At 65.9% G+C, this 18584-nt stretch carries 13 protein-coding genes; 7 read left to right on the forward strand and 6 right to left on the reverse strand.

The window, feature by feature from the left end; all coding sequences use genetic code 11:
• Positions 1–21: 21 nt before the first annotated feature.
• Positions 22–2067 carry a beta-galactosidase gene (locus EWE75_RS14365; RefSeq protein WP_130158667.1) on the reverse strand — a complete coding sequence of 682 codons (2046 nt, stop codon included), beginning with the start codon at positions 2065–2067 and terminating at the stop codon, positions 22–24.
• A 223-nt stretch (positions 2068–2290) separates the two neighbouring features.
• Between EWE75_RS14365 and EWE75_RS14370 the strand changes: the two genes are divergently transcribed.
• The 4 genes from EWE75_RS14370 to EWE75_RS14385 all read left to right on the forward strand — a co-directional run bounded on the left by EWE75_RS14370 (position 2291) and on the right by EWE75_RS14385 (position 7648).
• The gene (locus tag EWE75_RS14370; RefSeq protein ID WP_165388391.1) at positions 2291–4111 is read left to right on the forward strand and encodes a beta-L-arabinofuranosidase domain-containing protein; all 1821 of its coding nucleotides are present in this window, start codon (positions 2291–2293) and stop codon (positions 4109–4111) included.
• On the forward strand, positions 4111–5379 hold the full coding sequence (locus tag EWE75_RS14375; protein ID WP_206364773.1) for a ribulose-bisphosphate carboxylase large subunit family protein: 1269 nt from the start codon (positions 4111–4113) through the stop codon (positions 5377–5379). Before EWE75_RS14370 ends, EWE75_RS14375 begins: the two co-directional genes overlap by 1 nt.
• A gap of 250 nt (positions 5380–5629) precedes the next feature.
• On the forward strand, positions 5630–6901 hold the full coding sequence (locus EWE75_RS14380) for a four-carbon acid sugar kinase family protein (protein ID WP_130158671.1): 1272 nt from the start codon (positions 5630–5632) through the stop codon (positions 6899–6901).
• Between the two features lie 90 nt (positions 6902–6991).
• A complete protein-coding gene (locus EWE75_RS14385) occupies positions 6992–7648 on the forward strand; it encodes a hypothetical protein (protein WP_130158673.1) in 657 nt (218 codons plus the stop codon).
• A 383-nt stretch (positions 7649–8031) separates the two neighbouring features.
• Here EWE75_RS14385 and EWE75_RS14390 read toward each other — a convergent pair whose 3' ends face one another.
• The 5 genes from EWE75_RS14390 to EWE75_RS14410 all read right to left on the reverse strand — a co-directional run bounded on the left by EWE75_RS14390 (position 8032) and on the right by EWE75_RS14410 (position 14960).
• A complete protein-coding gene (locus EWE75_RS14390; protein ID WP_130158675.1) occupies positions 8032–9294 on the reverse strand; it encodes an MFS transporter in 1263 nt (420 codons plus the stop codon).
• Positions 9291–9959, reverse strand: coding sequence for an aspartate/glutamate racemase family protein (locus EWE75_RS14395; RefSeq protein WP_130158677.1), 669 nt, complete (start codon positions 9957–9959; stop codon positions 9291–9293). The genes EWE75_RS14390 and EWE75_RS14395 overlap by 4 nt, the downstream gene beginning before the upstream one ends.
• 12 nt (positions 9960–9971) lie before the next feature.
• On the reverse strand, positions 9972–13085 hold the full coding sequence (locus EWE75_RS14400) for an alpha-L-rhamnosidase (RefSeq protein ID WP_130158679.1): 3114 nt from the start codon (positions 13083–13085) through the stop codon (positions 9972–9974).
• A 13-nt stretch (positions 13086–13098) separates the two neighbouring features.
• Positions 13099–14079, reverse strand: a complete 981-nt coding sequence (locus EWE75_RS14405; RefSeq protein WP_130158681.1) for a sugar phosphate isomerase/epimerase family protein — start codon at positions 14077–14079, stop codon at positions 13099–13101.
• Positions 14080–14141: 62 nt separating this feature from the next.
• Entirely contained in the window at positions 14142–14960 is an 819-nt protein-coding gene (locus EWE75_RS14410; protein WP_130158683.1) for a DeoR/GlpR family DNA-binding transcription regulator, read from the reverse strand.
• 234 nt (positions 14961–15194) lie between these two features.
• Here EWE75_RS14410 and EWE75_RS14415 point away from each other — a divergent pair, with 234 nt between their 5' ends.
• The 3 genes from EWE75_RS14415 to EWE75_RS14425 are packed head-to-tail and all read left to right on the forward strand — an operon-like array spanning position 15195 to position 18573.
• Positions 15195–16064: a transketolase gene (locus EWE75_RS14415; RefSeq protein WP_206364774.1), complete on the forward strand. Its 870-nt coding sequence runs from the start codon at positions 15195–15197 to the stop codon at positions 16062–16064.
• A complete protein-coding gene (locus tag EWE75_RS14420) occupies positions 16061–17017 on the forward strand; it encodes a transketolase family protein (protein WP_130158685.1) in 957 nt (318 codons plus the stop codon). Before EWE75_RS14415 ends, EWE75_RS14420 begins: the two co-directional genes overlap by 4 nt.
• Positions 17017–18573 (forward strand): FGGY-family carbohydrate kinase, encoded by a 1557-nt coding sequence (locus EWE75_RS14425; RefSeq protein ID WP_130158687.1) that lies wholly within the window; start codon positions 17017–17019, stop codon positions 18571–18573. Before EWE75_RS14420 ends, EWE75_RS14425 begins: the two co-directional genes overlap by 1 nt.
• Positions 18574–18584 lie beyond the last annotated feature (11 nt).

Consider the following 18584-nt stretch of genomic DNA (forward strand, 5'->3'; position numbering starts at 1 on the left):
CTTGAGCCACGCGGGCGCGGATCATCGCTTTCCTCCGGTTTGCAGCACCGCGACGCCCTCGGGCGCGAGGTCGACTGCCTGAAGGGTGCCGCCGTTCAGGATGTCGGTCATCGTCGTGGGCAAAGCGACATGCTGCGGCGCGCGGCCGTGGTTGATGAGGATGGCGACGCGGCGTCCGTCGCCCTCGCGGGTCATCAGTTCGACGTCGGCGGGCACCGCGAAATCGCGGACAACCTTGGCGTCGGCGAGTGCCTGATCGAGCAGCTTGCCGGTCACCGCCTTGTCGAACAAAGCCCCGTAATAGGTGATGCTGCCCTTGCCGACCTGCCGCGTGATCGCGGCCGGGTGGTCGTCGAGCCAGCCGTTCGCCTTGCCATAGCGGAGCAGTACCTTGGCGTCGGGCGTCTTGGCGACGAGATCCTCGGCCCACACGCTCGCGGTGCCGCCATCGACCGCGACGCTTTCGTCAAGCGCGTAGAATTGCTCGACCTGCCCGCCGAGCAGATCGGCGAGCGGGCCGGGCTGGCGGGTCGTGTCGAGCCGGTTGAATTCGTCCTTGAGGCCGGAGCGCGGCCCGAGGATCAAATGCCCGCCGCCGCGCACATACTCGGCGAGGTGGCGCGCGAGGGCATCCGGGATCACGTTGAGGCTCGGCGCGACCACCAGCTTGTAGCGGGTCAGCGGCGCCGCTGCGGCGACGACGTCGACCGCGCCCAGCGCGTTCTTCAAAGGCCGATAATAGTCGAGCAGCACGCCGATCTGGTCATATTCCTTGGTGAGCGGCTGAAAATCGATCGCCCAGCGGCTGTCGTAATCCTGCAGGATCGCGACCTTGGCATTGGGCGAGGTGCCGGCCAGCGCCGGCGATGCCTTGGCGAAATCCGCACCGATCCGCGCCACCTCGGCATAGATTGGCAGCGGCGTGCCGTCCGGGCCGATCAGCGAACCGTGCAGCGTCTCCTGCCCGTTGAGCGCGTTGCGCCACTGCCAGAACAGCACCGCATCAGCGCCGTGGCCGACCGTCTGCCACGCCAGCGCGCGGGTCTCGCCCGGATAGAGCATGTTGCTGACCGGCGCCCAGTTCACGAAGCCGGGCTGAGTCTCCATCACCCAAAAATTCTGCCGCTTCCAGCCGCGCACCAGATCGTTGACCGCGCCGTTGCGATACGCGTCGAGGTGGCCGGTGCCGACGTAATCGTCCCACGAGGCGACATCTAGGCCGGTGTTGATGGCGTAGCGGTCGAACCGATTGGCCCAGCCGAGGCCGCCGAGGTTGGTGGTGATGAACACGCGCGCCGGCAGCTTGGCGCGCAGCACATCCGCCTGATTGCCCTGGAACGCGACCCATTGATCGGTGATGAAGCGCTTGAGATCGAGCATCAGCCCGGGGTTGTTGATGCCGGCGTTGAACGGCACCTGATCCCAGTCGCTGTACGTCTGCGACCAATAGGCGGTTGCCCACAGATCGTTGAGTTTATCGAGCGTGCCGTATTTCGCTTTCAGCCACGCATGCCACGCGTCGCGTGCGGCGGGATCGTAGCTTTCCTCGGTATGTTCGTTGCCGATCTGCCAGCCGATGACGTTCGGTTCGTTACCGACCGCATCCGCCATCTTGCCGACGATCTCGCGCGCCATCGCGCGGTAGCGCGGCGAGGAGATCGAGAATTGCCGCCGGCCGCCGTGCCCGGCGCGCACGCCATTGGTGTCGATACGGAGCGTGTCGGGGTATGTGCCCGTCAACCACGCTGGCGGCGTGTCGGTCGGCGTGCCGATCACGACCTTGATGTCGTATTTGGCGGCGAGCCGCACCGCGCGCTGGAGCCAGGCGAGATCGTACACGCCCTCGGAGGGTTCGATCCGGCTCCACGCATATTCGCCGATCCGCACGACATTGGCGCCGTGCGCCTTCATCAGCCGCAGGTCTTCGGCCCAGCGCGCTTCGGGCCATTGCTCGGGATACCACGCCGAGCCAAGCCACAGCCGCTCCGACGCGGCCTTCGGGGCGGGTGCCTGCGCGAGCGCCGGGGTCGCGGCGCAGGCGAGCAGCAGCGCGAGCAGGCGCTTCAAGATCCTCAAGCCTGACAGCGACAGTCTCTCGTGGATGGCCAAGTCGGCCTGCGGCTCCGTCTCCAAGCGAATATCCTTGCTGCGTCATGTTTATCGAACCGCTGGATAGCGGAGCTTTCATACTTCATAAAGTTTCGATTTATACTTCGATTGCTTTCGATTTCGGCGGGTGCTAACCCGTCCCTCGAAGCCGACGCGATCGGTACGAAAGAGGATGTTTTCGGTGACGGGATTGCTCGATCTGGCGGTGTCGCGCCGCTCCGTGATGGAATGTAGCCTGTGCGCGACTGCGGGCACCGCGCTCGGCGCATCGCCGGTCGCGTGGGCAGCGGGGCGAGCGCAATCCGCCGGCACCGAAGCCGTGCACGAATTCCCCTATGGCGCGGTCACGCTCACCGGCGGCCCGATCAAGGCGCAGTTCGATCGCGTCCACGCCCATTATCTCGCGCTCGACAATGATCGCATTCTCAAGGTGTTCCGGGAGAATGCCGGCATGCCCGCGCCCGGACCCGACATGGGTGGCTGGTACGACAAGGACGGTTTCGTCCCTGGGCTGACGCTTGGCCAATATATCTCCGGCCTCGCCCGGCTCGGCGCCGCGACCGGCGACACGGCCTGCCACGCGAAGGTGGCGGCGCTGGTCGATGGCTTCGGCAAGGCGTTCGTCGCCGCCAAGAACCCCTATGTCGGCCCCAAGGCGCAGGCGCAGTGGGCGGCATACGTCATGGACAAATACGTCGTCGGCATGATCGACGCCTACCGGCTGAGCGGGGTCGAGCAGGCCAAGACGCTGCTGCCGATCATCATCGCGAAATGCCTGCCCTATATCTCGCCGGTCTCGCGCGACAGGATCGGCAAGCTCGATCCGCCCTATGACGAAACCTACGTGCTGCCCGAGAACCTGTTTATCGTCGCCGACATCACCGGCGACGATCAGTATCGCCAGCTCGCCAAACATTACATGCTCGATACCGAATGGTTCGATCCGCTCGCGGCGGGGCAGGACGTGTTGCCGGGCAAGCACGCCTATAGCCACACGATCGCGCTCAGCTCGGGCGCACAGGCGTATCTCCACCTCGGCGACGAAAAATACCGCAAGGCGCTGGTCAACGCGTACCGGTTCATGGAGCCGCAGCGCTTCGCCAGCGGCGGCTGGGGGCCGGAGGAGCAGTTCGTTCCGCTCCATCAGGGCAAGCTCGCCGCCAGCCTGACCAGCTCGAAGGCGCATTTCGAAACGCCGTGCGGCAGCTTCGCCGATTTGAAGCTCGCACGTTACCTGATCCGCTTCACCGGCGAAGCGCACTATGGCGACGGGCTGGAGCGCACGCTCTACAACACCATGCTCGCCGCGCGCATGCCCGACAGCGACGGCGGATATCCCTATTATTCGGATTACGGCGCTGCTGGCGAAAAGCGGTATTACCATCAGAAATGGCCGTGCTGCTCGGGCACGCTGGTTCAGGGTGTCGCGGATTACGGCCTAAACGCCTATTTCCACGACGACGCCAACGTGCTGGTCAACCTCTATACGCCCTCCGAGCTGCGCTGGGATCGCCCCGGCGGCGCGGTCGAACTGGTGCAGGAGACCGATTACCCCGCCGCCGACAGCGTGCGGCTGACGGTGCGCAAGCCCGGCGACGGTCGCTTCGGCATCAAGCTTCGCATCCCGGCCTGGACGAAGGACGCCATGCTCAGGGTCAACGGCACGTCCCAGCCGGTGACGCCGGGCACGCTCGCGGCGGTGACGCGCACCTGGAAAGCGGGCGACGTGATCGAGCTGACCCTCCCGCAGCCGCTCCGCACGCTCCCGATCGACGACAAGAACCCCAAGCTCGCCGCCGTCATGCGCGGGCCGGTGATGTACGTCGGCATCAACCCCTGGGTTGGCATCGAAACTCAGCCGATCGCGCTGCCGCAAGCGCTCGAAGCGATGCCCGAGAATCCGCAGGCGTATCGCACCGATGTCGGCGGGCGGAACCTCGTCTTCGTGCCCTATTTCACCGTCGATACCGAGCGATCGGCGACCTATTTCAAGGTAGCCTGATGAGCGACGACCGCGTCTTCGCGACCTATTGGATCGAAACCGCCTTTCCGCTCGAACAGGCGGCGGCGACGATGGCCGGCGAGCAATCGACCGGCACCTTCGTCCGCGTCCCCGGCGAGACCGATGCACTGCGGGAGGCGCACGCCGCCCGCGTCGAATCGATCGAGGATCTCGGCGAGGTCGCCGTGCCCTCGCTGCCCGGCTCGGGCCTGCCGAAAACGGGCGACACCACCCGCCGCGCTGCGCGCGTGGTGTTGTCGTGGCCGCTCGTCAATTTCGGCGCGTCGCTGCCTAATCTGCTCGCGGCGGTGGCGGGCAATCTCTCCGAGCTGAAGGCCTTCTCCGGCCTCAAGCTGATCGATCTCACGCTGCCGCCGGCGTTCCTCGCGCGCTACCAGGGGCCGCAATTCGGCGTCGCCGGCACGCGGCGGCTGGCGGGCGTGTACGACCGCCCGATCATCGGCACGATCATCAAGCCGAGCGTCGGCCTCTCGCCCGAGGCTACCGCTGAGCAGGTCCGCGTGCTGGTCGAGGCCGGGGTCGATTTCATCAAGGACGACGAGCTTCAGGCCGACGGCCCGCATTGCCCGTTCGATGCGCGAATCTCTGCGGTAATGCGCGTCATCAACGATCATGCCGATCGCACCGGCAAGACGGTGATGTTCGCCGCCAACTTGACCGGCGAGATCGACGAAATGCTCGCCCGCCACGATCATGTGCTGGCTGAGGGCGGCACCTGCATCATGGCGAGCATGAACTCGATCGGCCTGCCCGCGATGAAGGTTCTCCGCGCGCACAGCCAGCTTCCGATCCACGGTCACCGCAACGGCTGGGGGATGCTCGGGCGCTCGCCCGCGATCGGCATGAGCTTCATCGCGTACCAGAAACTGTGGCGGCTCGCCGGGATCGACCACACCCACGTCAACGGCATCGACAACAAATTCTGCGAGCCCAACAACAGCGTCATCGCCTCGGCGCGCGAATGCCTGACGCCGATGTTCGATGCGCCGCATCCCGGGTGCGAGATCATGCCGGTGTTCTCCTCGGGCCAGTCCGCGCGCCAGGCGGCGCCGACCTATGCCGCGCTCGGATCAGTCGATTGCATGTTCGCGGCGGGCGGTGGCATCATGGCGCATCCCGGCGGCCCGGCGGCGGGCGTGCGCGCGCTGATGCTGGCGTGGGACGCGGCGGTGGCCGGCGTACCTGTCGAGCAAGCCGCGCAGGATTCGCCCGAACTCGCGGCGGCGCTCGGCGCGTTCGGCGGGTGAGGTTCGATCACCCTCCATTCGTACCGAGCGAATCCGAAGCCCGTACCAGGCTCGCCGCTCCACCGTTTTTGCTGGGCGAAGCCGCCCTTTCTCCGTTCGTCCCGAGCGACGTCGAGGGGCAGGCTCGGAGCGCAGGTGCCTCGACTTCGGCCCAAAGGGCCGAAGTTTATCCTGAGCGGCTGGCTTGCCAGCCAGCCGAAGGGCTCGGCACGAACGGAGTTGGTTTTGCTGGCTTAACGACGCCCGCCCCATGACCCTCCGCTACGCCTTCTACGGCGACGATTTCACCGGCTCGACCGACGTGCTCGAACAACTCGCCGAGGGCGGCGTGCCGGCGGTGCTGTTCCTGCGCACCCCCGACGCGGCGCTGCGCGCGCGCTTTCCCGACGCGCAGGCGATCGGCCTCGCCGGCGACAGCCGCAGCCGTTCGCCCGACTGGATGACCGAACATCTCCCCGCCGCCTATCGCGCGCTGGGGGAAGGCGCCTTGGTCCATTACAAGACCTGCTCGACCTTCGACAGCAGCCCGCACACCGGCTCGATCGGCCGCGCGCTCGAACTCGGCGTCGCTGCATTCGGCGGGCCTGCCGCGATCATCGTGGGGGCGCCGCACCTGCGCCGCTACGTCGCATTCGGCAACCTGTTCGCAGCGGCGGGCGCGGAGGTGTACCGCATCGACCGCCACCCGACGATGGCGCGCCACCCCGTCACGCCGATGCACGAGGCCGATCTGATCCGCCACCTCGCCACGCAGACGCAGGCGCGCATCGCGCTCGTCCCGCTCGACCGGATCGAGGCGGGCGAGGCCGGCGTGGCCTTCGACGCGGCAGACGCCGATGCAGTCCTGTTCGACGGCGTGGCGATGCGCGATCTCGCCGCCACTGGCGCCGTGCTGCTCTCGCGCCGCGTGCGCTTCGCGGTCGGCAGTTCGGGCGTGACGCGCGCGCTGGTGCTCGCGTGGCAAGCGGCGGGGTTGATCGAGGCAGCGCCCCCCGCGCCACGCGCCGCCCCGGTCGATCGCCTGCTCGTCGTCAGCGGCAGTTGCTCGCCCGTCACCGCCCGCCAGATCACGCGCGGCATCGCCGACGGCTACACACCCGCCCGCGCCGATGTCGCCGCCTTGCTGCGCGGCGAACGCGCCGAAGAGGACCGCCTGATTGCCGCCGCCGTCGCCGCGTTGGGGCAGGGTGGCCGCACCGTCATCCACTCGGCGCAAGGCCCGCTCGGCGAGGCCGCGCCCGCCGCCGGCGACACGCTCGGCGCAGCGCTCGGTCGCGTGACCCGCGCGGTGATCGGCCAGACGGGCCTGAAGCGCATCCTGTTCGCCGGCGGCGACACCTCGAGCCACGGCGTCGCGCAACTCGGCATCGACGCGCTCACCTGGGCCGCGCCGATCGAACGCGGCGCCCCGCTGGTACGCGCCCACGCCGCCGATCCGTCGATCGACGGCCTCGAACTCGTTCTCAAGGGCGGCCAGATGGGCGGCGAGGGATTCTTCGAAACGGTACGGTTGGGCGGGTAGGGCGTGTAGCATTCGGTCGCCCCGAGCGCAGAGGAGGGGCAAGCGTGACGCCTGTGCATCGATTTCACTCGGCATGAGCGGGTGATCGGAATGACTACCGTAGCGCGTACACGGCAGTTGAACCAGACGGCAGTCGATCTCCGAAAGCGGCTGCTGGACAGCCGCGAAGGTTACGGTCAATGTACTTCTGATTGCCGTCGGGGGGCAGAGTTGAGCAGTTTAAAGCACAGCAAGTTCTGTATATTAAGGTTCATGTGCCTTGCATTTGGCCTGTGTATGCCCGGTTGCTCGCCTGCTCTGCTGATGACTAAAGAAGATATTTCCGATGTTATTGAACAGGTAATTTTTACTGAAGAAAAAATAAATCCGAATTTTTGTGTCCGAAAAGAATTAAAAGAAAGAAAGGTGGTTTTCTCCGGGCAGCGTGGGTGGGACGGTTGGATAAGATCCGATATAGATAGCGATGTAAAGTTTCGCGAGTTGTCGTCTGAGGAAATGCCGGCTCTATCGGCAAAATTTATCCGACAACACTCTATGCGTAACAAAAATTGCGAGCGGCATACATTGGTATTTTCGAAGCCCGACTTTATTCAAGTACAAAGAGGCGTTAAAATTTTTATTGTGGCGAGCGTTGATTTCCATAATGATTGTGCGGAATGTGGATATGGGCGCTTTGTTAGCTTTAGGAAGACGAAGACAGGTTGGGTGATCGAACCTCCGGGCATACGGACGACTTGGGTAGCCTAGGCAGGCGGCGCTTCGAGATACCGTCCGATCTTCGCGCGCCACGCCTCGGGGTCGCTCGGCACCGCGCGCGCACCCGTCACCGTAATCGTGTTCATTCGCACAAGCCGCGCGCAGATCGCGGTGAACTCCCCCAATCGCGAAATTGCTGACGTGCGAATTGGCGCGCTGCGGCTCGCCAAAATGCGTTTCGATTCCCTACGCTCGTCCATGTTGCGGAGGCTGCACGCGCACTGTCCTACACGCCGGGCACCTGCCACACTTCGGTTTCGCTCTTTGACACCGCCAACGCTTCCCAAAACGCGCTTACGCGCTACCGCACCCGCGCGCCGACATCCAAAAGTGACACATCCCCACGGTGCCCGGTGTGGCTCACCTTAGCCACGTTACACTCCCGCCAGAAGTTCCGGCGGCGCCTTGTGGTCGAGTCCCTTGGTGCAATCGATGAACGCGAAGATGCCTGCCGCGATCAGCACCATCGCCGCCACGCCCTGCAGCGGCAGATTGTAGTTCCCTGTCGCCGCGACGACATAGCCGAACGCCACCGAGCAGATGAACCCGCCGATATTGCCGGCGGTGTTCATCACCCCGCTCGCCGTGCCGCCGAACCGACCGCCGATCGCCATGCACATCGCCCAGGCAGCCGGCAGCATCAGATCCATGACCATGAACGCCAGCCCCGCAAGGACGATGATCGTGAACTTCCCCTCGGCCAAGCTCATCGCCACCAGCAAGGCGGCGGTGATCGTCAGGCACACGCACGCGATCAGGCTATACGCGCGCCGGATGCCAATCCGCTCCGCGAGACGGTCGCACAAAACGCCACCCGCGAGATTGCCGACGATGCCGAGCAGGAACGGGATCGATCCGTACACGCCCATCTCGCCGACCGTGAAGCCAGCGCCTTTGACCATCCACGTCGGGAACCAGCCAAAGAAGAACCAGCTTCCGAACGCGTAGAAACCATAGGCCGCCGCGATCAGCCAGAGCTGCGGCAACGCGAGCAGCCGCCGCCACGGCGTCCCCGAATGCCCCGCGCCGGCATCGCTGCCGATCTCGGCGACTTCCTCGGCGGTGATGCCGGGCTGATCCTCGGGTCGGTCATGGAACCAGCGCCACCATGCGATCGCCCAGACGAACCCCAGCGCGCCGAGGATCGCGAACACCGCCCGCCAGCCAAAGGCGATATTGGCCGGCACCAGCAGTAACGGCGCCAGCCCACCCCCCAGCCGACTCGCCGCCCAGATCACGCCTTGCCCACGCGCCCGTTCCCGCGCCGGCAGCCAGCGGTAGAGCACGCCGGACATGTTGGGATACGCGCCGGCCGCGCCCAGCCCGAACAGAAAGCGCGCGCTGGCAAGCTGCCAGAAGGTGCGGCACAAAGCGGTCGCGGCGGTGAACACCGACCACCAGATCGTGATCCGCGACAGCTCCTTGCGATAGCCATGCCGGTCGCCCAGCGCGCCCGAAGGCACCTCGAACACCGCATAGGCGATCACATAGGCGCTCAGCACCCAGCCCCATTGCGCGGGGCTGATGTTGAGATCCTTCTGCATCGTCGGTCCCGTCACAGCGATCGCCAGCCGGTCGATGAAAGTGATGACCGACAGCGCGGCGAGAAAGCCGAGAACGACGCGCCGTTTCTTCACTGCGGGAGGCCAGCCAGCACATCGCGCGCGCGGATCATACCGAGTTCGGGGCTGGACAGCACGGGCGCCGCCACCGCGCCCTCCGGCAACGCGGCGACGACGCGCGCCATCGAGGCTTGCGCGAGGATGATGACGTCCATGCCCCGCATCGCCTCAGTCAGCGCCTCGCCGACGATGCGGTCGTGAGTCGCGCCATCGCCCGCCATCACCGCCGCGAACGCGCCATCACAGAGATGCTCGACGATCTCGACCGCTTTGCCCTGTTCGTGCGCCACCAGCCGTACCAGATCGGCGGTGGGCGTAAGCGTGGTCGACAGCGTCGCGACAACGCCGATCCGTGTTCCGGTCGCGACTGCCTTTTCCGCCATCGCTCGATCGACTCGCAACACGGGCTGCTCATAGAGTTCGGCCGCCATATCGACCGCCGGTCCGATCGACGAGCAGGTGACGAGCGCCACGTCGCAGCCGGCGTTGAACGCCGATCCGACGAGGCCGATCACCTGCCGCTTGGTCGCCTTCTGGAGATAGCCGGCGGCGATCGTGTTTTTGATCGTGCTTTCATCGACGAAGTGCAGGAGCCGCACATCGGGCATGATCCGCGCCGCGATCTCGTTGAAGATCGGTGCGAGCACCGGTGAATTGTGGATGAGGCCAAGCGTCGGCACGGAAAAATCCTCTCAGACGGGGGTCGTGAAATGGTATGCGCCCGAGCCGATCTCGAAGCGGATCCTTTGGTCGCCGCGCGTTAGCGCGCGAACGTCGGGATGGTTGACGAGCAAGTGGCCGCTCTCGCGCCATTCCCGATCGGGCAGTTCGACCTCGGCGACGGTGTTGGCGGGTATCGTGAGCGCGAAGCGCGTAAGTCCGCTCGCATCGCCGCCGGTCTCGGCAGCGATCAGGCCCATGCACGAATCGTAGCGCGCGGAGACCCGACCGATTTGCGGATACCACAACGGCCGCGCCGCGATCCGCGCGAAACCGGGCGCGGCGGGGGCGATGCCGGCGAGGCGGCGGTAGAAGAAGCCGATCACCGCGCCGAACGCATAATGGTTGTAGCTGTTCATCGACAGGTCGCCGGTGTCGCCGTTCCAGCGCTCCCACATCGTCGTCGCGCCCTTGGACGCCATGTAACCCCAGCTCGGATAGCCAGTCTGGAGCAACAGCCCGGCAACCTCATCGTGCAGCCCGGCGTCGGCGAGTACATCGAGGATGTAAGGCGTGCCGAGAAAGCCGGTGGAGAGTTTCATCCCGCGCGCGCGGATATCCTTCGCCAGCAGCCGCGCGGCGGTAGGACGAAGGTCCGCCGGCACCAGATCCATGTAGAGTGCCAGCACCTGGCTGGTCTGGCTGCCGTTGCCGGCTTTACCATCGGCGGCGATGAACTCCGTGGTGAACGCGTCGCCGATCCTGGCGCGCAGGTCGTGGTAGCGCACGGCATCGTCGGCGCGGCCGGTCGCCTCGGCCATGTCGGCCATCTGCTGCGCCGCCCAAGCCCAGAAGGCGGTCGCGCACAGGATGCGCGGTGTGGTCTCGTCATCAGGCTTGATCGCATCGACCGAGAGCCAGTCGCCGAGATCGAGCCCGCGATCGTTGCGCCAGACGTGATCGGGGTTGGTGCGTGCAACGAACGCCATCCAGCGTTCCATCGCGGCCCAATTCTCCTCGATCACCGCCGTGTCGCCATAGCGCTGCCACAACAGCCACGGCAGCACGATGCCGGCTTCGCTCCACCCTGCCGTCACCACATCGGGGAAGGATTGCGGCTGCGGCACGACGATCGGGTAGGCGCCGTCGGGCCGCTGCGCCGCCCGCGCTTCGAGCAGGAAGCGGCGAATGAACGGATCGACGTCCATGTTGAACGCTGCGGCGTCGAGGAAGACGAGGATGTCGCCCATCCAGCCCATCCGCTCGTCGCGCTGCGGGCAGTCGGTCGGCACCGCGAAGAAGTTCGACCGCTGGCTCCACAGTGCGTTGTTCCAGATCGTCTGGAGCAGCGGCGCGTCGGGGAAGGTCATCGTGCCGGTCTCGCGGCAGGCGCTGTGGACGACGATGCCGAGCACGTCGGCGGCGGTGGGCACGCCGGGGAAGCCTTCGACCTCGACGTAGCGGAAGCCGTGATAGGTGAAGTGCGGCTCGAAGGCCTCGGCTTCGCCGGTTCCGGCCAAGGTGAAGCGGTCGGTTGCCTTGGCGAGACGCAGATTGGAGAGATCGGCGGTGCCGTCTGCGTAGAGCAGTTCGGCGAACTTGGCGGTGATCGTCGTTCCCGCCGGACCGGTCGCGGTGAGCCGCACCCAGCCAGAGACGTTCTGCCCGAAATCGAACACGTAGCGCCCGGGCGCAGGCTCGCCGATGCTGATCGCGGTGCGCGTTCCCATCCGTTCCAGCGCGGGCGACGTCTGCGCGATCAGGCGTATGTCGGGCGCTTGGCCGATCCTCGCGGACTGCCAGCCGGACGCGTCAAAGCCCGGCGCATCCCAACCCGGCACTTCCAGCCGCGCATCATAGGTCTCGCCGTCGTAGATTTCGGAGGTGAGGATCGCCGACGATGCGATCCGCCAGTCGCGGTCCGTCGTCACCCAGTCGCTGCCGCCATCGGTGTAATCGATCCGCAGCGCCGCGCGCAGTCGCCGTGGGGCGGGGCCGAATGCATACCGTTCGATCCGCCAGCCGAAAGCGCTCGCGTACCAGCCATCGCCAACCAGTGCCGCCAGCACGTTTTCGCCCGGCACGATGCGATCCGTTACGTCCTGCACCTGATACAGAAGGTGATCCTGCGCGACGGTGATCTCTGGCGCGAGGATCGCGTTCGAGACCGCTACGCCATTGATCCGCGCATCATAGGCACCGAGCGCGGTGGCATAGAGACGCGCAGCCGCGACTGGCCGATCCACGGTAAAGCTGGTCCGCAAATGCATTGCCGGCTCGGGCGGACGCGGGTCGTTGTGGACGTTGGCGCCACTTGGCTGCGGCACCGCCCAGCCGGCGGTATCGAAGGCGGCGTCGGTCCAGGCCGGCGCCGGCGAAGGCTGCACGCGCCAGCCCGCGCTGCTGACGATGCGCTTTACACTGCCATCCGCGCGATACAATCGGATCAGCGCCGCGAACGCACCGCCATCGACCGGGAAGAACCCGGTCGTATCCGCCTCGACCAAGGCGCAGACGCTGTTGCGGCCCGGCTTCACCTCGCCTTGGTACAGGCCGAGCGTGCCCCAGAAGGGCAGATAGGTATCCCAGTCGAAATGCCAGTCGAGCGGAGATGCCGCACCGGTGATCCAAACGCCGCGCAGATGATCCTTTCCTGCGAGCAGCACCTCCGCGCGGACGAGATCGGCGGGCGCGTCGAAATCGAGCCGGAAGGCGTGCGGCCGGTCGTCGAGCGCGGTTTCGCTCCACACCCATGTCGCGCCCGCCGCGCGGTCGGCGGCGGCGACGTCATCCTCCGCCTCGATCCAGTCGCCGCGCCAGTCGTCGGGAGAGAGCAGGCCGGTCTCGAACCAAATTGGCTCAGACCGCACACCGTCGATCTCGACGTCCCACCAGACGCGCTGCATCGATGTGAGCGCAGGCCCGCCCCACGCGATATCCACGCTCGCCGCCGAACGAACCGTGCCACTGTCCCACAGCAGGTCGCCCCCGGCCAGAGCCTCCGCACTCGCCGCCGCGCGGACGCGGTAACGCGCCTGCGCGACGCTGCGCCCGTCGCCATCGACGCGCCACGACAGGCGCGGCCGTGCCGCTTCGGTGCCGAGCAGATTGGTGGTATATTCGGTGCGGAGATCGACGGCGTGCATCAAACGTCCTGACTCAATATGAGGAGAACAGCGCCTCGCGCGCCAACTTGAGCGCACCGACAGCGTCCTGACGGTCCTGCGCGGCTTGCATCGCCTCGAAGTCGAGTTTGTCGAGCGCGCGCTCGATCGCCTTTAGGAAGCCGATCGCCGACTTCGCCGCCTCGACCGAATCCTCGCGGAACGGGAATTGATCGAGCTGCCACACGCCTTCCCAGTTGTTCTTGCGCAGCGTATAGAAGAATTCGAACAGTTCGATCGGATGGACCGATCCGGCGATCATATCGTCGTCCCAGCCGCGCAAATTGTCGTTCACGTCCATCCCGAACAGCCGGCCGTGATCGATCGCGAGCTGCGCCGCATCGGCCGGGCTCTCGCCGCCGTACAGTGAATGGCCGAAATCGAGCAGGATGCCGACGTTGGGCACGCCCATCTTTTCAATGCCGAGCAAGGTCCGCGCGACGCTGTCGTAGCTCATGTGGTTGCGCGGCTCGCGCGGCTTGTATTCGATTACGAACTTCAAGTCGGGGTTCTGCGTGGCGAGTTCGGCGATGCCTTCCACGCTCATCTGCCACAATTTGCGGTGATCGACCTGGAACGGATAGTCCCAGCCGTCCTGGCCCGGCCACAGCTTGACGTAATCCGCGCCGAAATGCCGCACGATGTTGGCGGCGTCGTTGCACATCTCATTGGCGAGCCGGCGCACGCCCGCATCGGGATTGGTGAACGCACCCTTCGCGAACTGGCGCGTGTAGATTTCGGGCGTGATGCCGATCACCGACAGCTTGTTGCGTTCGAGCGCGGTGCCGATCGCCTCCAGCGAGGTCTCGCCGCCGGGGAAGGGGTAGTTGATATCGACCACCGAGAGATCGCCGACTTCGCCGGCCAGATCGATCATCTCGATCAGGGAACGCGGTGCGCCGTAGCCATCGGTCGCGTAGCGATCCACATAGGTCGCGAAATGCCAGATGCCGGCGCCGTAGCGTTGATTGCTCACTCGTTCGTCCTCTTCCCAATGGTGCCGGAAAGCAGGACGCGCGCAGGCGGCCGCTCCGGCGGTTATGCTATGATGATCTCGACGCCCGCGCGTTCGATCACCGCACGATCGGCATCACGGATGCCCTCATCAGTGATGAGGACGTTCACCAGTTCAATCCCGCCGAGTGCGGAGAAAGATCGCGCGCCGATCTTGCTCGAATCCGCAACGAGGATGGTCTTTTCCGCCGCGTCGATCATCGCGCGCTTCACCGCGATGTCGGACAGCGCCGGATAGGTGAGGCCGGCGTCTAGATCGAAACCGGCGGTCGCGAGGAACAGCTTCTGCACGAACATGCCGCGGAACGACTCGGCAGCGCGCTCGCCGCTCAGGGATAGCGTCGGCGCCTTGAACTGGCCGCCGCTGACGTGCACCTCGAAGCCCGGCTCCGCACCCAGCATCAGCGCGATGTTGAGCGCATTGGTGATGACCGTCATGTCACGGTGGCCGAGGATGTTGGCGGCGACCTCGGTCGTGGTCGATCCCGAATCGAGGATGATCGTCTCGCCATCGCCGATCATCGCGGCGGCGCGTCGGCCGATGCGGCGCTTGGCATCCATGTTCTCAAGATGCTGGAGCGCCATCGCTCGCACCTGCTGGCGCACCGATTTCAAATAGGCGCCACCATGCTCGCGCACGATATGCCCGTCGCTTTCGAGTTTCTCCAGATCCTGGCGGACGGTGACTTCCGAAACCGAAAAAGCCTGTGCCAGCTCGCGGACACGGGCGCTGCCTTGTTCACGAAGCCATTCGAGGATTTTGTGGCGACGGGTTTCGCCAAGCGCGCGTGATTGCGAGGCGGCGCTGGCCGGGCGGGTGCTGTCGAGCGGAGTGCGTTGCATGGCGCGACTATCCGCGTGGTCGCGCTCGTATAGCAAGTCCGGACCGACCAAATTCGACATCACCACTCCGAAAGGCCCGCAGATTTGCGAGGCCGGTGCCTTGCGACCTGTTAGCTTCTAGCTTCACTTTCTGTCAAATGATCTTCGAAAACTCTTCAATCGTAAAAAAACGAAAGTAAAATGATTGCGGTCGTGCAAGGGCTGCGCTATCCAGGATCGCAGGAGAGGGCAACAATGGTATCACCGGAACAGCATCGGCATGTGGAGGGCGTTGGCGTGACAACGCTGGAGGCGCGCACCGCGCACGTCCGCGAACGCGCCAATTGGATGCGGCGGCGGCTGTTGGCGATGATCGTCGATGCGGGGCAGGGCCATCCCGGTGGGGATCTTTCGGCGGCCGATATTGTCGCCAGCCTCTATTTCGATATTCTTCGGATCGACCCGGCCGATCCTTCCGCGCCGAAGCGTGACCGTTTCGTGATGAGCAAGGGCCATTGCACCGGCGCGCTCTATACGGCGCTGGCTGGGGCAGGCTTCTTCCCGGAGGCTGAACTCGACACATATCTGAAGCCGTTGTCGCGGCTCAACGGCCATCCCAACCGCACCTATCTGCCCGGCGTCGAGACCAATACCGGCCCCCTGGGTCACGGCTTTCCGGTCGCGGTCGGCATCGCGGTGGCCGGGCAGATCGACAAAGCGGAGTACCGCGTGTTCGTCCTGACCGGTGATGGCGAACTGCAGGAAGGCAGCATATGGGAGGCGGCGATGTTCGCCGGCCATCGCGGTCTCGGCAATCTCACCGTGATCGTCGACCGCAACCGCTTGCAGCAGGGCGCTAGCACGGAAGATACCAACCAGCTCGAACCGCTCGCCGACAAGTGGCGCGCATTCGGTTGGGAGGTGGTCGAGATCGACGGGCATGATCCGGCAATCTTGCTCGCCGCGTTCGACGATGCCGCCGCGCCGCGTACCAGGCCGCGCTGCATCATCGCCAATACGATCAAGGGCAAAGGCGTGAGCTTCATGGAAAATCAGGCGGGCTGGCACCACGGCGTCCCCAATGCCGAGCAATATGCCACCGCGCTCGCCGAGTTGACGCGATGAGCGCCGCGCTCGCTCCCGCCGGGCTGTTCGACTGCCGCGACGCCTATGTCCGCGCCGTGCAGGAACTCGCCGAGGCTGATCCGCGCATCGTCGCGGTGGTCAACGATTCGGTCGGCTCGTCCAAGCTCGGCGCATTCCGCGACCGCTTCCCCGAGCGGCTCATCAACGTCGGAATCGCCGAGCAGAACATGGTCGGCGTTGGCGCTGGCCTTGCGAATGGCGGCAAGATCCCGTTCGTCAGCGGCGCTGGCTGTTTCCTAACTGCTCGCGCGATGGAGCAGATCAAGGTCGATTGTGCGTACAGCCAGGCCAATGTGAAGCTGTGTGGCATCTCCAGCGGCGTCGCTTACGGCGAACTCGGCGCGACGCATCACAGCATCGAGGATGTCGCCTGGCTGCGCGCGATCGATACATTGACCGTGATCGTGCCTGCCGATCCGTGGCAGACTGCGGAAGCGATCAAGGCCGCCGCCGCGCACGACGGGCCGGTGTACATCAAGGTCAGCCGCATGCCGGTCCCCGAGCTTGTCCGCAGCGATGCGACGTTCGCGATCGGCAAGGCCGAGACGCTGCGCGAGGGCGCCGACATCGCGATCATCGCCAACGGTACGCTCGTCCATCACGCGCTCGCCGCTGCCCAGGTGCTGGCGGGCGAGGGGATCGCGGCGTGCGTCATCAATATGCCGACGGTCTCGCCGATCGATAAGGCTGCGCTTGCCGCTGCCGCTGCGACCGGCGCGATCGTCACCGCCGAGGAGGGGCTGTCCCGTGGCGGTCTTGGTGGTGCGGTCGCCGAATATTGTGCGCAGCATAACCCGGTGCGGATGCGGATGATCGGTTTCCCCGGCTTCGCCCCGACGGGATCGGCCAAGTGGCTGATGGAGCATTTCGGGCTGAGTGCCGCCGGAATCGCCGGCGCGGCGCGCGAACTGCTCGGCATGAAGGCCGGCTGATGATCACCCGCGCCATCCTCGCGATCGACCAGGGCACTACCAACACCAAGGCGCTGCTCGTCGCGCCCGACGGAACGGTGCTGCTCTCGCGGTCGCAGGCGATGCGCGTCACCTATCCCCGCGCGGGCTGGGCCGAACAATCGGCGTCCGAGATTTGGGAAGCGGTCGCCGCACTGATCGGCGAGGTTCATGCGGCCGCGCCCGAGATCGAGGTCGCCGCGCTCGCGATCTCGAACCAGCGCGAGACGGTGGTGTTATGGGAAGCGGCGACTGGCCGCCCGCTCGCTCCGGCGGTGCTCTGGCAGTGCCAGCGCTCGGTCGACCGGCTTGCTGCCTTGCGGGCTGCCGGGGCCGAAGCGGCGATCGTGGAACGCAGTGGACTGGGTCTCGATCCACTGTTCCCGGCCGCGAAGATCGCCTGGCTGCTCGATTCGATCCCCGATGCGCGCGACCGTGCCGCACGCGGCGAAATCCGCTGCGGCACGATTGATAGCTGGCTGCTGTGGAACCTTACCGGCGGCGCAGTGCATGCGACCGACCACAGCAACGCCTCACGCACGCAACTCTTCAACCTCGATACTCTTGGCTGGGACGCCGAACTGGCGCGGCTGTTCGACATCCCGCTAGCGATCCTGCCCGACATTCGTTCGTCGGACAGTCACTTCGGCGATGTCGCGGCTGGCGCGACCGCGCTGCCGGCGGGGACGCCGATCCATGCAATGCTGGGTGACAGCCATGCCGCCTTGTTCGGTCACGGCGTCGATGCTCCGGGGCGTGGCAAGGCGACCATCGGCACCGGCAGCTCGCTGATGGTCGCCACCGACAGGCGCGTCCATTCGTCGCATGGCCTGTCGAGTACGATCGCCTGGAGCCGGGCCGGGGTCGCGCGGCACGCGCTGGAGGGCAACATATCGGTGTCGGGGCACGCCGCCGCCTTTGCGACCGCGCTGCTTGGACTTGCTGACGAAGCTGCGTTGACCGAACTCGCTTTGAGCGTCGAGACCAGCGAGGGCGTAGTGTTCGTGCCTGCGCTTGGCGGTCTCGGTGCGCCGCATTGGTGTACCAGCGCACGCGGCACGATCTCGGGCATGTCGCTGTCGACCCGGCCGGCGCACATCGCGCGCGCGACGGTCGAGGCGATCGCGCTCCAGATCGGCGACGTGCTCGACGCGATCGACGCCGATCTCGGCTCGGACTTGCCGGACCTGTTGGTCGATGGCGGTGCGACCCGCAATCCTCTGCTCGTCCAATTGCTCGCCGATTTGCTCGACCGTCCGATCGTCCGCCCGCACGTCGCCGAGGCAAGTGCGCTTGGCGTCGCGCGGATGGCGGGTGCAGCGATCGGCCTGACGGAAGCCGGCGTGCCGCGCGAAGCCGACACGTACAAACCGGCGATGCCTGCAGATCAGCGCGACGCGATCCGTCGCCACTGGCGGATCGCCGTGGCGCGCGCGGTGCAGCCCATAACCGATCCGCCCGGAGCAGCGCTTCGCTCCCGGCAGCCCGACCAGACGCTGACAGCGCGCGGGGAAGGGCCGGATTCGGAAGCGCAATAACAATCAAAAAC

Source organism: Sphingomonas populi (genome assembly GCF_004208535.1).
In the GTDB taxonomy this organism is placed as follows: Bacteria; Pseudomonadota; Alphaproteobacteria; order Sphingomonadales; family Sphingomonadaceae; genus Sphingomonas; species Sphingomonas populi.